The sequence below is a fragment of the Pseudomonas sp. NY15435 genome, assembly GCF_048068295.1.
GTDB lineage: Bacteria > Pseudomonadota > Gammaproteobacteria > Pseudomonadales > Pseudomonadaceae > Pseudomonas.
On the sequence record NZ_JBLUQA010000003.1, the window covers coordinates 504,266 to 517,700 of the forward strand.

A 13,435-nucleotide genomic window follows, 5' to 3' on the forward strand; every position below is an offset into this window, starting at 1 on the left:
AGACTAAGCTTCAAGGCCACACCCAATCCCTCCCGGCCTCAAGGAGAAGCATCATGCTGTTCAACTGGTCCGAATACGTTCCCGCCGTGAAAAAAGCCTTCGGCGCGCTCGGCAAGAAACACCCGAAGATGATCGCCGCCTATCAGGCCCTGGAGGCCGCCGCTGCTGACGGCGACGCCCTGGATGCCAAAACCCGCGAGCTGATCGCCATAGCCGTAGCCATCACCACCCGCTGCGACGGCTGCATCGGCGTCCACGCCGAAGCCGCGCGCAAGGCCGGCGCCACCGAGGCCGAGATCGCCCAGACCCTGGCCACCGCCATCTCGCTCAATGCGGGTGCCGCCTACATCTACTCCCTGCGCGCCCTCGAAGCCTACGAGTCCGCCGCCGCACCGAAATGAGCCCTCGCCCGCGACGCTTCGGCGCCGCGGGCCTGCCCCTTTCCTTCCAGTGCTTCGATGGGGTATCAGTGGGTCTTAGCCCACCAAAGTCAGCCCCCATGTCACAGCCCGCCCTCGGTTTCTGGAAACTCACCTTCGCCATCGCCACTGGCCTATGGCTCGGCTGCCTCGCCATCGCCGCTACCGCCTGGCTGATCTGGCCCGAACTGCCTACCACCGTCGCCACCCGCCTCGCCCCGCCACACGCGACAAATCCCGCAGCCCCGCCTCCACCGCTGAGCAACGAGGAAATGTTCCAGCAATACCTGCAACGCCAGCAGACCGCGCAGGAACAGCAGAATCGTCAGATAGAGAAATCCGAGCAGGAAAGGCGCTTCAACAGCGCGCCGTGCCAGTTCTGGCGGGAGCAGTACCAGGCGAATCCCACGGAGGGGAATCGGCAGAAGATGGATGGATATTGCGGATGATGGAGCGCTGGTCGGGAATTGCAGGACGCAGAAAAGACAAAACCCCTGAAACGCTAAGCATTTCAGGGGTTTCGGCCATATGTAATGGCGGAGAGATAGGGATTTGAACCATAGGGCATCCACCTCTGCACCCCCGCAGGCCCCGTAATGCCTGGGCCTTCGCTTTCGCCGTAGGCGCAAAAGGAGCCACAAGGAGCCGGAATCTGTCCTAAATCTGTCCTAAGACTCCGCCCTTCTCAGCGCAGAAAAATGGCCACCCAACGATACTGCAACAGTAGTGTAATTTCCCCTCCGCAGGCCGCTCAGCGCCAGCATCTCCCCCTTCGACTGTCTAAAACGAAATCACCAGATAGGGCTCCCAGAGGCCGCGAATGCCGGCGGGAGCCCAGTTAGTTTTAGACAGCTTTTCGCCCCCTTCTCGCGCTACCTACCCCTTCGTCGCCCAATCTTGAAACTGTACAAGCATACAGTATTCTTCCCCTCCCCTGACTCGGGAGGCGGACCATGCTGTACACCAACCACGAAAACGACCGCCGGCTACTGATACATCGCTGGGAGGCTGCGCTGCGCGACCGCGTCGCCTTCCTCTACCGCACCGACGACCACTACCACTATCTGTTGGCTCAGGCAGACGAGGCTTACCAGCTCGGGCTGATCTGCCTGTCCGAGCGCCAGGAGATGGTCACTCGCGCGCTCGGCGCCTACTCCTGGAATGTCGAGCACAACATCACCAGGGAAACCCACTGGTGCCAGGGCTGTTATTACCATGTCTTGGTCGATGGCGAGGTGGTCGGCAAGATCGGAACGGAAGGTCACTACCACGACCTGGAGGGAAAGCTGCTCGGCAACATCCTCGGGCAGCCTCCGAAGCTTAGCCTGTGGGTTGGTCGCTTCGACCGTGAGTACGCGGGCGACGTCGAGGGTCTGCGGATCATGTGCGATGGCCAGGAGCTGTTCGAACTGAGGGAAGTAATTCCGGCGGGCGCCGGCGACAAGCGCTGGCCGTACTCGGGAGGCTGAAGGATGTGCGGACGGTACGTGACGCCAGAAGAAGCGGCCATGGAGCGCTACTGGCATATCGGGCGGGGGAACTCCGGGCGCTGGATTGATCGCGCGTACAACGTCGCGCCGACCAGTCAGGTGCCCATGGTGCTCCTGAACGAGGCGGGAGAACAGGAAGTCGTGGCAGCCCGCTGGGGGCTTATCCCTTTCTGGTGGAAGAAGGACAAGCTGCCCGCACTGACTTTCAACGCACGCAGCGAGGAAGCGGCGACAAAGCCGATGTGGCGGGATGCTATCCGACACAAGCGGTGCCTGATGCCGGCGGCAGGCTGGTATGAGTGGAACGAGAAGGAGCCGGTGAAGAACAGCGCCGGCCGCGCCGTGAACCAGCCCTACTACCACCACGCCATCGACGGTGACGTGCTGGCGATCGCCGGGATCTGGTCAACCTGGTCACCACCGGAAGGTGAGCCGATCACCTCCTGCGCACTGCTGACCAAGGAGGCCGAAGGGCTGGTGGCCGCCGTGCACCACCGGATGCCGGTAATCCTGGCGCCCGAGCAGTGGAAGACCTGGCTGTCGCCTGAAACGTCCCTGGAGCTGGCCTACGACACCATCGCCCTGGCGCGGCAGGACTTCGAGGCCTACCGCATATCAACGGACGTCGGGAGTGTCAGGAACCAGGGCGCGCAGCTGATCGAGCCGATCTAGCTTATTCGTATTTGGCGATGCCGCGCCCGATCGGCCGCCACTCTTCTTGCGGAGCACTCGCCGTCAGGAGGGTGAACATCTCGACTTCCTGACCTTCCTTCGGCTCAGCAGGCGAAAGCGCCGCATGGCGGCCGGCCTGAAGCCTTTCGAACATCTCGGAGTTGGCAGCGACGTGGAAGTCCCAAACGCCATACTGGCCCGACTTGGTGACCAGGCGTTCCAGCTGCAGCCGGGTCCCGCCATTCACTTTGCTTTTCAGCATGCCGACCTCCTGTTGATCGAGGCCGGCATCATACCCTAACGGCAGGCCTGGGCCGCCGCGACCAGTTGCACCTCATAGCCCTTCCGCTGCTCCAACTCGGCCAGCAAGGCGCGCACTTTGGTCTGTAGGCTGTCGCTCTTCTGGAGCGAAGCCGTGGCCCAGGAAGGCACATTCACCGCCGGCGCTCTACACGGAACCGCCACCGGCACCTCCACGCGCACCGTACGTGGCTCATGCTCGACCTGGCCAGCGCACCCCGCCAGCGAAACCACCAACACCAGAAGCCACTTCATAGCCCCAACTCCTTGTCGATCACGGCCTCTGCCGCTGCGCACTGGTCGCCCTCGGCGCGCTCCTGCTGCAGCCGTTGGGCGGCGGCGTAGTGCTGGCCGGCCTGCCGCTGGGCGTCGGCGACAGCCTGGGCCGCCTTCGCCTGCCGCTGCTCAGCCTGGTTAGCCAACTCGCCCAGCTTGGCGTTCTGCTCCTCCACCAGCGCAAGCACGTTGTCGCGCGCCGCGGTGCAGGCCGCCAGCTTGTCGCCCTGGTCCTTGAGCTGCGGGGCGTATCGCTCTGAGCTGAGCCATGCTCCGCCGGAAGCGCCCAAGCCGATCAGCAGGGCGGCGGCGAGGGCCAGCGCTACCGCTTTCCACCCGCCGGTCATCGCACAGCCTCCAGCGCCGCCGCGTAGTTCGCCGCCCACTTCTTCCGCAGCTCGGCGCGCTGGGCCGGCGTGCCACGATCATATGCCCCAGGCCGCCAGGTTCTCAGGTACAGGTCCCAGGCCGCCGACTCCTTGCCCGGCTCCGGCAGGCGGGCTGGATCGGTATAGAGCAGCAGGCGCGCCAGGCCGGCTGCCAGCACGTCGTCGTGCTCGATTGCGTTCCACACGTCAGGCGCAGCCGGGACAACACCGCGCACGGCACACAGGCCGGTTGCCAGGTCGCGGACGTCCTGGACGCGGTAACGCAGCAGTCCATTGACCATTCCGCCGCCCTGCTCTGCCTGCCAGAACGACTTCGCCGGGCCGTTGCCCATCTGGCGACGGTAGGTGAATCGCGACTCCTGCAGCCCGATTGCCAGCAGCATGACGACCGCCTGCGGGCTCTCCATTTTTGCAGGCAGCAGCAACAGCGCCGGCTCGATGATCGAGCGGCGCACGGAACGAAGGTCCATGGTTTTCTCCGGACATGAAAAAGCCCGCGGATCAGCGGGCTGAGATGGGTTTCGCTTTGCTAATCTTGAGCCCGCCAACTGGAGGGCTCGCGATGAAGGAACAACGCAAACTGACGGGGCTACGTGCCCACATAGAGGAACTATTGAGCGAGGGCTGGCAGATCACCACCCGGGAACCGCTTGCTCTCCGGAGGGGGAAGGAACGCCTTCACTATCGACTCGGCATGCTGGTCAGCGCGTAGAACGCGCAGCATTGGGCGCGCTACCGCCGGCAACCTTGAAGACGGCAGCTATCGGCCAAAAGCGGACTTAACATTGAGCAAGGCTGTCGACTGGCCAGTAGCCTTCAGTGGCCATACGACTTGAACCCTCTGGTGTATAGCCGATCAGCGACAGAGCAAGGAATTACGGAATACTCGAGCGGCTGTTTGCTCGACGCATGTATTCCAGCTCTTCCAAGGCAATCAATAGCTCGGAAACGGATTGAGGTGCATATAAGTCGATACCTGTCCTGCTAGCCACCAAATCGATAACAGCATCGCGGGTTAGGCCCATCTTTCGAGCCACTAAGAGAGCACACGAGCGAGCACGAGAAGCGCGGTATGAGAATTGCTCAGATTCATCTAAGAGCTTTCGCTTATGTGAATTGAAAGACATTTAATTACCTCAACCCCATATCCGTCTGGCGATTATAAATACAACTCACTCGAGCAACATACTCCCAAATAAATCCATAATATACTGCCTTGCATTTTCTTCCGAGGTCATGCAGTCGACGCAGTAGAGGTCGTTGCTGAGCAACTCCACCCATGAGTCACCACTACGCTCGAATTGGATTAATTCATTCCGGAGTCTCAGGCAAACATCCGGCTCACTGAGAAATCGCTCTAACTCCAATCTCCTCAGTTCTTCTGGCAAGCACATTTCCATAGAGAACACACAAAATAACAAAACCCTCAGAGCCGAATACTTGACACTCAAGGTTTTCTCCATTGACGTTTTGTAGTTGCCGGTTATTAATCATGTTGCCGCGTTTCGCGGCGAAGAACTTGCGGAGGGTGGCCGTGCAGTCGTATGAATGCTCTTCGCATGCGCTCCGGATCGGTAAACCCTACAGACTGAGCAATTTTTTCAATTGGTTCGCTACCTTCTTGCACTCGCAGGCAAGCGGCCTCAACTCGCAATCGCTCAATTGCTTTAGCTGGTGTTTCGCCTGTTTCGCGACGGAATGCGCGACTAAACTGACGCAAGCTTAATCCGGCAGCCTCGGCAAGCCGTTCGATAGGCAGATCTTCGGCCAAATGTTCTCTCGCGAACTTCAACGAAATACGAATTCGATCTGACTCTGGCTCCATTTGTGACATTGCCGAAAGCTGGGATTGAACTCCTGGGCGTCTATAGGGAACCACTAGGAGACGAGAAACATCCCGCGCCACTTCAACACCCATGTCTTTCTCAATTATCGCTAGCGCCAAATCAATCCCGGAAGCAATGCCGGCGGATGTCCAAACGTGGCCATCCGAGGTGTATATATTATCCTTCTCAACCTTTATCAAAGGAAATCTCGATTGTAACTGCTCAACATGGTACCAATGCGTCGTAGCGCTCCGGCCTTCTAGCAGTCCGATCTCCGCAAGCAAAAATGCACCTGTACACACGCTGGCAATGCGAACCGCATTGTTACTTAGCTCCTTAGCAGCTGCAACATTGTCGGCCGATAGCATAGGCTCTATTTCACCACCAACAAATATCACAACATCGAACTCTTCTAGATTGTAGAGTTTTGTTGATATCGCGAAACCAGCGCTGCCTATGACTATCCCACCAGAACTGGAAACCACATGAAGCTCATAAGGTTTATGGCCAACCGCTGTTGCAACAAGGTTAAACGCTGAAAATGGTCCGGCCAAATCAAGAGCCTCATATCCAGAGCACACAAAAAAGCCAACACGATACATAACAAGCTCCTGAACTCTGCTTATCTCCTCAGAATAGCCGGAGCGATCCGGAAGAGCTAGAACCTCGCACAAACTTTTCGAGAAACAAAGACGTGGCCGAAAAGGAGGGAAATACGTCGTTTACGCCACCTAGCGCGACGCGTAACGTTAATCGCAATGGAGTGCCGACTGCATGCTAAAGCTGCTAGTGAGGCTGGCTTGCCCCTTGTAAGACTTACTAGGGGAGCCAAAACCAGTGCGTCTTACAGCTTCGGCGATTAATGCGCCTTTCAATAGGCACGGCAGTGGCGTAATAGCCGATATGCATTAGCGGTACTGGCTAAGCAAGATGCCTTCAATCCTTCTAAATTAATTGAATAGCATTTAGAGAATAATCATGACGACGCATATCAAGCCTGTAGAAACCAATGAGTACGACGCAGTAATTGAGGCAGCGCAAGCCTACATTGACGGATATCGCGCTGGTGATATCGCGGGAATTGAACGCGCCTTCCACCAAGACGCGATTATGTGGGGCTATAGCGGCGACGAACTGCTACAAGGCCCCGCAATTCCGGTATTTGCAAGTTTCTTCAAATCACTTGGATCTTCGCCAGATACTCGAAGCCGTCTGGATATTCTGGCTATAGCACCTACTGCTGCGGTTGTACGTGTGGATATGGAGAATGACGTCATGGGAGCTAGCTTCAACGACTACCTCTCGCTCCTGAAGATCGATGGCCAGTGGAAAATCATCTCCAAGATATTCCAGCGGTACGCCTAAGACATATCAGACATACATCGAAAAGTGAGGCAGATCTCTTAGAGAGCTGCCTCTTTTACTTTTTGGAGTAAATGCGAACGATCGTTAGTAACTACATTCCGTCAGCCAGACTAGTTCGTGAAGAAATGTCCGCTATGGGTCGGTAGCTGCCTCAAGTCACAGGCAGAAGTGGGCCCCTAGAAGTTATCAGGTGTGCAAGTGCTCTCGCCTAACACGATGCAGAGCAAACGCAATCATGAAAGGACTCCCAGTTCGCCCCGCCAGAGCAAGAACATTCAATCAGATCAATGCCTTTCTGACCGCCAAAGCTGCATCAAATATGGATCGCTCCTCATAAGCTGCGAATCCCAGCAGGAAACCAGGCGAGCTCGGTGCCTTGTAGAACCGCGCAAGCGGTAATACATCAACGTTGACCTCTTCGATTCGCCGGCACGCCTCAGCTTCGTCTCCGACCAGTAACGAACAGGGGGTGTCTAGTCCGGCACGAATCTCCGGTACCTCGATCAATCCCTGCCAGTGCTGTGACGCTGCGCAATTGAGCGCTTCAGCACGCAACGAGTAGAGCTTGCGCATGCGCCTGACGTGCCGATCGAAGTGTCCTTGATTGAAAAATGCCGCCAGCACAGCCTGACTAAGGCTATTTGGATGTCGCGAGGTCAGCGCTACCGCTCGGGTAAAGACGTCCACCAGATGTTGCGGTAGCACCAAATAGGCCAGCCGAACAGACGGAAATAGCAGTTTGCTGAATGTACCCGCGAGGATCACCAGATCATCAGCGCCGGCCATAGCGCGCAAGGCAGGAATGGGCTTGGCAATGAATCGGTACTCGCTGTCATAGTCATCTTCGATGATATAGGCCCCAGATGCGCGCGCCCAATGTAGCAGTGCAAGCCTTCTAGGGGGAGATAGTTCGTGGCCGCAGGGCATGTGCCGCGAGGGCGTCACATAAGCCAGTGCTGCCTCGGGAGCGGCCTGGATACCATCCTGGACACGCAGACCCTGTTGATCCACAGGTACGTCCACCACCTCACAGCCTGCGAGCGCCATAAGCTGGCGAACTCCCGGATAGCCTGGATCCTCCATCCAAACGCGAGCCCTAGGAGGTGCCAAGAGGCGTAGGCATAGATCGATTCCCTGTTGCACGCTACTGAGTACCACGATGTTGTCCGCCGAAACCTGGACGCCTCGAGCGGAGCCCACATGCTCGGCAATGGCGAGGCGCAAGCTTGGCAACCCGGCGGGTTCATAATCGAGGAGTGTCTCAACTTTGGAACTTCGCATCTGCTGGATATGCAGCTTGCGCCAGAGATCAATCGGGAATGATTGAACGTCGCAGCGCATAGGGAAAAAAGGGCGCAGACCAGGAGCGACCCTGCGCTTGGCAAAAGCGGATGTGATGGACTTCAATCGTTCTCCCCAGTCCGTGACCGGGGGCATTCGTCGCGCCGGGATTTTTACTCCAGCACTCTGCTGTGAGGAAGTAATTCGCAGTTTTGCGTCCGGAAGCTCCATGCAAACCCGGGTGCCGCTGCCAGGTCGGCTAACCACATATCCCTCAGACAAAAGCTGCTGATACGCTGCCTGCACCGTTCCGCGTGCCACGCACAGGTGTGAGGCCAGTGTCCGGCTTCCCGGCAGTTTGCTGCCTGCAGGCAAACGTCCGACAAGCATCGCGTCGCGCAGCTCCAAATACAGCCACTCTTGAAGATTGACGCCTTCAGGAGGTCTTTCCGTCGGTAGCGCCATTAGTCCAGACAGGAGCAGATTCGGTGGCATGAGCACCTCTAAAGTGGATCAATACATTAGTCTTGTAGCGGATCATTACCATAGCCCGCTTCTCGACCAAAATTGACTCCAAGCTCTTGTTTCCGCCCCATGCAGGTAGCGCCCTTTGGGCTGGTCACCCCATACACAAACCGGCTTTCTGGAATTCGTCGGGGTTATTGATGCAATCGACCACGCATGTGGCTCTCTCGTCACCGTCGCACAGCAAGGAAAAGAAATTCATGAGTCGCCTCAACTGGTTTCAATCTTCCCCTGGTGCTGCCAAAGCCCTCGGAGTACTTCATCATTTCGTAACTACTGCGACAGATCTGCCAATGTCACTGATCCATCTGGTGTTCCTTAGGGTGTCTCAAATCAATGGCTGCGCTCACTGTATCGATCTGCACTCACGTGATCTGATCAAAGAAGGTATGTCAGTAGATAAGCTGCTGTTGGTACCGGTGTGGCATGAAGCACAATATCTGTTCTCGGATCAGGAGCGCGCGGCACTAGCCTGGGCAGAAGAAGTCACGCGAGTTAGCGAGACACACGTATCAGATGAAGCCTACGCGGCCGCATCGGCAGTGTTTGCGGAGAAGGATCTGGTAGACCTGACAGCTGCCATTGCAGCGATGAACGCTTTCAACCGCATGGGCATCAGCTTCCGATTGCGGCCTGCGGCAAAAGCTTAATGGCATAGACCTTGAGCACGCTAGGAGCGATACCTCAGGCGAGGTGATTGCCCCATTGTCTGAGGTCAGCATTGGGTCGGTAGCGGCCGTTAAGCGGCCGCTTGCATGCTCAAAAGTGAGGCGTCGATCCAGGCCACCCCCGCCTTGATTAGCTGCCGAGCATCACGCTCTGACATCCCATGCTCTCGTCCGATACGGTTCGCCGGCCACTTCGCTCCAAAGTAGAACCACACGAAATTCCCCATCTGCGCGTCCCGGCTGGTCAGCTTCGCCAGGGCTCGGTCTACCAGGCCGGCCGCCTCGTCGGTGATGCGGTACTCTTTCACCTTACCCATGGGGTTCGCCAAGCTCATCACAGCGGCCATCGGGGAGACGTAACCAGGCACCCCCATTCCATCCATGCGCCACCAACCCCATTGCTCCAGCAGGTACTCGGTGTCACCAAGCGGTTTATCGATGTAGCTTCGAGTACGACTCATGCTGCTCCCCTTTTCAGCTCGCGCACCTTGGCGCGGAAGTAGGCCTTCAGGGCCTTGATCTGTTCAACGCTGAGCTTCAGCGGTTCGTGCTTTCCTTCCAGGCGCGCCACTCGATCGGCGCCGATGCGCTGGATGAGGCGGATGCGGTACTCCAGGATGTTCCCGGACAGCTGTGTGTTGCAGGGCGAGCACTGCTTGTGGACGTTGTCCTCGTCGAATCGCAGCTCAGGGCAGGCACCCACTGAGCGGTAGTGGCCAGCGTCGTACTTGCCCTGGTGGTGCCGGTCGCAGGAGATGCAGGGCTTATCTGCGTCGCGCAGGCGGATGTACTCGTTGAAGGCCTGCTGGGCCTCCTTCATGTGATCCGCCCTACTCTTCAGCTTCTCCTTGCGCTCCCTGATCTCGCGCCGCTCTCGGCGCTGGAAGTCCACCCGGTCCTTCTCGCGCTGCGCGGCCACCAGCTTCAAACCACACAGCGGGCTGCACACTGCCTGCAACTGGCGGTCAGGGCTGAAGGTCTCCCGGCACTGCTTGCACTTCTTCGCCTTGGGCTTCTTCTGAAGGGACTGTCGCACTTTTCAGTCCCCTCGATAGTGAGAGCCGCCAGGGCCCTTCTTGTTGTTCCACTCGCTGTCCTTGTTGCCAGCGATGATCGAGCAGCGTATGCGCTCGGACAGGTCGTTCTCGGCCTTGTTAGCGCGCTGGCCGAGCGCCCATGCCAAGTCGTGGATGCTCACCCCCTCTATCCCCCGCGCCACCCAGCCCACACCGGCGCAGTCGCCGCAAGGCAGCTGATAGAACACCCCTTCTACCGTGCCGGTTCCGCGACACGGCCGGCAGCGCTCAACCTGAATCAGATCGCGCTTGAACTCAGGCCCGTGTTTCTTCGGCATGCGCCCTCCGCTTGATCTCTTCGTCCAGCATGCTGAGCTCAGCGCGAATACCACGCTCCTGCGCTTCCAGGTCGCGGAGCCTTGACCAGTCGGTCTTCCCAACCCGGCGGGCGCGTAGCTTGGTGCCGCCACGGCGGTACTTGGTCGCAACCCCAGCCGCGTACAGCTGGCCTTCTCTGTTGAGCTTTACTCGCTCAACCCTCGCCTGCTTGGCAGCGTGAAGCTGCTCGAAGGTCATGGAGAGGATCTGCTCAGGTGTCAGCATGGGCCACCTCGATCGCTTCCATGTCGGCCTTGATGACCGCCAGAACTTCATCGCGTGTCTTGGCGTAGAAAGACGGGAGCTTGCTACCTGGCCGGGTGACAGCGAACCGCATCGCCGTGCGCTCCACCTCGGCCACCGTGTAACCGCTGTCGGTCTGCCAGCACTTTGGGATCACCTTCCCGCTGTCGTCGCGCTTCTTACGCCATTTCGGATGATCAACCATTGGCCACCTCCCGGCGGGCGCTGGACCAGTCGAACTTGACCACGATGCCGCCGGCTTCCCGCAGACGATCCACCGTCCGCTCGCCCAGGGCGGTGACAAGATCAGGCGCGCTGAGGTTGGAAATCACCAGCGTCGGCTTGAGGTCTTCGTACCGGGCGTTGATCACCTCGAACATCACCATCCGCTCGAAGTCGGTGCCATAGCTCGCCCCCACCTCATCGAGGATCAGCAGATCTGGCGCCCGGAAGATATCCAGCGCCTCACGCTCCGACTGGCTGGCCTCTTTCGAGTAGCTGGCCTTCACCTGCTGGCAAACGCGGGACACGGTGGTGTACAGGACGTTGCGCCGATGTTGCTCGACCACTACCCCCGCCACCGCTGCAGCAAGGTGCGTCTTGCCGTTGCCCACGTGCCCCAGCAGCATCAGGCAGCGACCCGCTTCCAGGTGGCTGGTGAATCCATCCGCATAGCTGCGGCACGCATTGAGCGCGGTCTGCTGGCCTGGCGTAGATGCCGAGTAGTTCTCGAAGGTCTTGGTCTTGAACCGAAGCGGGACCAGTGCCTGGCCCAGTAGGCGCTCCAGGCGAGCCGCCACGGCCTGCCGCTGCTGCTCGGCGCGCTCCTCGGTCTCCTCCTGTGCCTGGCGGCGACGGGAGCACTCCGGGCAGCCGGTGAGCTGGCCATCACGGAGGCGACTGGCGATGAACGAGCCGTGCCATTCGCAAGACGACGACTCGGTGCCGACGATGCCGGCGGACTGAGTCAGTCGAGCCAAGCTCTCGACCAGCGAGTTAGAGCGAGAAGGTTCCATCGGAATTGGCCTCCAGTCCCGATACGAGGTCTTGGCCCGTCAGGCCGTTGTGCTTGCTGGTGGTGGGGCGTGATTGGCGCTGGCCGTGCTTCTGCTCGGCTGCGGCTCTGACTCCGGCGTTCTTGATCGCCAGGACCAGCTTCCGGCACCAGGCCGCCTGGGTATCGGCGACGTTCTGGGTGATCCAGTACGAGACGAACTCGGCAACCGCAGCGGGAGTCACCAGGCCTTGCGCCACCCCCATTGTCTTGAGCTGCGGCGCCAGACTCACCTCGTCAGGCTGCCAGTCCTCGAACATCTCGAACCGCTGCCGGGCGTCCACGCTGTTGGTGTTGTTTTCTTCTTCTCTTCTCTTCTCTTCTCTAGTCCCCTTTTTGTCCGCTTTTGATGCGGACACGCTGCGGACGCCGCGCTTACGGTCTGCGTCTAGTGCTCGGCGCTTGGAAGACGCGCCGTTGTGGGCTTCGAAGCGCGGCAGCTTGAGAGAATCGTCCTCTGCGAGGAGCCAACCAACGTCGACCATTGCCCCAGAGAAGCCAGTCCATGCCGCGAGCTCGTCGAGTGCTTCCAGCGAATAACCGGACAGCGCTCCGTCCTCGGAGTGGGAATCGAAGAGACTCCAAACGGACAACAGTCCTCCGACAATCCGGAACCTGTCCGCTTTCAAAGCGGACGCCATGCGGATAACTTTCGGACTCGTCAGAAGGTCCGTCCGCATCTTGATCCAGTCACCGGCCATGGGACGCCACCTCGGGCTGCGATATATCTGCGCGCGCCACGATATGCGCCGACTCAGTTCGTGGCGCGGGGTTGCTGGTGTCAGAAGTGATGTGCATACTGCCTCCTGCGATCTGAACCCCGGCCCTGTGTCCCCACACCCTGCCGGGGTTTGTTTTTATCGGGCCTTGGCTTTTGCCTTGGCGGTCGCGATGACGACGTCGATCTTCCTCTTCGCCTCCTCCCCTTCCCGCTCGATCCGCTTCGCCTCCTGGCGAGTCACCACGCCGTCGTCCAGCGCCTCAATGGCGGCCTTCGTGACGTCCGCCGCTTCGCTCGCCATAGCCAGCGTTGCGTTTGCCAGGCAGTCCGCCGGCTCAACCGAGCGCTGGACCAGATCGAAACCGAAGAACTCAGCCCACGCCTTCAGCGGACGGATGTCCTTGGTGAAGTCCATGATTCGATGGAGCTCCTCCACGTTCATCTTGTGGCTGTCGTAGTCGGGGTTCGCCTTCTGGGAGAGCAGCGTGCGCGAGGAGAACGAAGCGCCCTCGGCGATCTTGGTTGCGCCGCGCTCGTCAACCACGTCGTAGATGGCGCGCATGAGTTCTTGCATGTAACACCTCAAAATTTGTTACGTGGCTTGGCCACGCGGACGCTGGCAATCTGTAGTTACAGGTCAGGCGGCGGACCGCTTCGGAGATGAGCTCGAGCGAAGCTCTGCGACGTCGACCCTCACTCCGCGTGCGGCAGCAAGGCCTGCAACACGGACTGCATAGTCGGTCTCTCCGGTGTACTCGGTACGGGGAAGGCAGCCAGAAGCCACCCATTTGTAAACGGCGCGAGGACTAATC

Annotated in this window: 20 protein-coding genes; 6 read left to right on the plus strand and 14 right to left on the minus strand. The window is 59.2% G+C overall.

Annotated features, from left to right (window positions below; all coding sequences use genetic code 11):
- Positions 1-53: 53 nt before the first annotated feature.
- From ACNFH5_RS09560 to ACNFH5_RS09575, 4 genes are all read left to right on the plus strand, one after another.
- Positions 54-401 (plus strand): carboxymuconolactone decarboxylase family protein, encoded by a 348-nt coding sequence (locus ACNFH5_RS09560; RefSeq protein ID WP_017522075.1) that lies wholly within the window; start codon positions 54-56, stop codon positions 399-401.
- Positions 402-499: 98 nt separating this feature from the next.
- Positions 500-868: a hypothetical protein gene (locus tag ACNFH5_RS09565; RefSeq protein WP_416745408.1), complete on the plus strand. Its 369-nt coding sequence runs from the start codon at positions 500-502 to the stop codon at positions 866-868.
- A gap of 504 nt (positions 869-1,372) precedes the next feature.
- Positions 1,373-1,888 (plus strand): hypothetical protein, encoded by a 516-nt coding sequence (locus ACNFH5_RS09570; protein ID WP_416745410.1) that lies wholly within the window; start codon positions 1,373-1,375, stop codon positions 1,886-1,888.
- A gap of 3 nt (positions 1,889-1,891) precedes the next feature.
- Positions 1,892-2,581, plus strand: a complete 690-nt coding sequence (locus ACNFH5_RS09575; protein WP_416745412.1) for an SOS response-associated peptidase — start codon at positions 1,892-1,894, stop codon at positions 2,579-2,581.
- Position 2,582: 1 nt separating this feature from the next.
- Here ACNFH5_RS09575 and ACNFH5_RS09580 read toward each other — a convergent pair whose 3' ends face one another.
- The 5 genes from ACNFH5_RS09580 to ACNFH5_RS09600 form a co-directional block, all read right to left on the minus strand.
- The gene (locus ACNFH5_RS09580; RefSeq protein WP_416745414.1) at positions 2,583-2,843 is read right to left on the minus strand and encodes a hypothetical protein; all 261 of its coding nucleotides are present in this window, start codon (positions 2,841-2,843) and stop codon (positions 2,583-2,585) included.
- Positions 2,844-2,878: 35 nt separating this feature from the next.
- Positions 2,879-3,136, minus strand: coding sequence for a hypothetical protein (locus ACNFH5_RS09585; protein WP_416745416.1), 258 nt, complete (start codon positions 3,134-3,136; stop codon positions 2,879-2,881).
- Positions 3,133-3,504 (minus strand): hypothetical protein, encoded by a 372-nt coding sequence (locus ACNFH5_RS09590; RefSeq protein WP_416745418.1) that lies wholly within the window; start codon positions 3,502-3,504, stop codon positions 3,133-3,135. Before ACNFH5_RS09590 ends, ACNFH5_RS09585 begins: the two co-directional genes overlap by 4 nt.
- Positions 3,501-4,016: a hypothetical protein gene (locus ACNFH5_RS09595; protein WP_416745420.1), complete on the minus strand. Its 516-nt coding sequence runs from the start codon at positions 4,014-4,016 to the stop codon at positions 3,501-3,503. The genes ACNFH5_RS09590 and ACNFH5_RS09595 overlap by 4 nt, the downstream gene beginning before the upstream one ends.
- A gap of 1,016 nt (positions 4,017-5,032) precedes the next feature.
- Positions 5,033-5,974 (minus strand): GlxA family transcriptional regulator, encoded by a 942-nt coding sequence (locus tag ACNFH5_RS09600; protein WP_416745422.1) that lies wholly within the window; start codon positions 5,972-5,974, stop codon positions 5,033-5,035.
- 376 nt (positions 5,975-6,350) lie between these two features.
- Here ACNFH5_RS09600 and ACNFH5_RS09605 point away from each other — a divergent pair, with 376 nt between their 5' ends.
- On the plus strand, positions 6,351-6,737 hold the full coding sequence (locus ACNFH5_RS09605) for a nuclear transport factor 2 family protein (protein WP_416745424.1): 387 nt from the start codon (positions 6,351-6,353) through the stop codon (positions 6,735-6,737).
- Between the two features lie 279 nt (positions 6,738-7,016).
- Here the strand turns inward: ACNFH5_RS09605 and ACNFH5_RS09610 are convergent, their stop codons facing one another.
- Complete coding sequence (locus ACNFH5_RS09610; protein WP_416745426.1) at positions 7,017-8,513, minus strand: PLP-dependent aminotransferase family protein; 1,497 nt, start codon at positions 8,511-8,513, stop codon at positions 7,017-7,019.
- Between the two features lie 230 nt (positions 8,514-8,743).
- Between ACNFH5_RS09610 and ACNFH5_RS09615 the strand changes: the two genes are divergently transcribed.
- A complete protein-coding gene (locus tag ACNFH5_RS09615) occupies positions 8,744-9,193 on the plus strand; it encodes a carboxymuconolactone decarboxylase family protein (protein ID WP_279834380.1) in 450 nt (149 codons plus the stop codon).
- An 89-nt stretch (positions 9,194-9,282) separates the two neighbouring features.
- Here the strand turns inward: ACNFH5_RS09615 and ACNFH5_RS09620 are convergent, their stop codons facing one another.
- The 8 genes from ACNFH5_RS09620 to ACNFH5_RS09655 form a co-directional block, all read right to left on the minus strand.
- Positions 9,283-9,672, minus strand: coding sequence for an antiterminator Q family protein (locus tag ACNFH5_RS09620; protein ID WP_416745428.1), 390 nt, complete (start codon positions 9,670-9,672; stop codon positions 9,283-9,285).
- Complete coding sequence (locus tag ACNFH5_RS09625) at positions 9,669-10,247, minus strand: recombination protein NinG (RefSeq protein WP_416745430.1); 579 nt, start codon at positions 10,245-10,247, stop codon at positions 9,669-9,671. Before ACNFH5_RS09625 ends, ACNFH5_RS09620 begins: the two co-directional genes overlap by 4 nt.
- Before the next feature lie 3 nt (positions 10,248-10,250).
- Complete coding sequence (locus ACNFH5_RS09630; protein ID WP_416745432.1) at positions 10,251-10,565, minus strand: hypothetical protein; 315 nt, start codon at positions 10,563-10,565, stop codon at positions 10,251-10,253.
- Positions 10,543-10,830: a hypothetical protein gene (locus tag ACNFH5_RS09635; protein ID WP_416745434.1), complete on the minus strand. Its 288-nt coding sequence runs from the start codon at positions 10,828-10,830 to the stop codon at positions 10,543-10,545. The genes ACNFH5_RS09630 and ACNFH5_RS09635 overlap by 23 nt, the downstream gene beginning before the upstream one ends.
- Positions 10,817-11,053 carry a hypothetical protein gene (locus ACNFH5_RS09640; protein ID WP_416745436.1) on the minus strand — a complete coding sequence of 79 codons (237 nt, stop codon included), beginning with the start codon at positions 11,051-11,053 and terminating at the stop codon, positions 10,817-10,819. Before ACNFH5_RS09640 ends, ACNFH5_RS09635 begins: the two co-directional genes overlap by 14 nt.
- Positions 11,046-11,828 carry an ATP-binding protein gene (locus ACNFH5_RS09645; protein ID WP_416745438.1) on the minus strand — a complete coding sequence of 261 codons (783 nt, stop codon included), beginning with the start codon at positions 11,826-11,828 and terminating at the stop codon, positions 11,046-11,048. Before ACNFH5_RS09645 ends, ACNFH5_RS09640 begins: the two co-directional genes overlap by 8 nt.
- Before the next feature lie 16 nt (positions 11,829-11,844).
- Complete coding sequence (locus tag ACNFH5_RS09650) at positions 11,845-12,603, minus strand: DnaT-like ssDNA-binding domain-containing protein (RefSeq protein ID WP_416745440.1); 759 nt, start codon at positions 12,601-12,603, stop codon at positions 11,845-11,847.
- A gap of 156 nt (positions 12,604-12,759) precedes the next feature.
- A complete protein-coding gene (locus tag ACNFH5_RS09655; protein WP_416745442.1) occupies positions 12,760-13,197 on the minus strand; it encodes a phage regulatory CII family protein in 438 nt (145 codons plus the stop codon).
- Positions 13,198-13,435: the final 238 nt, after the last annotated feature.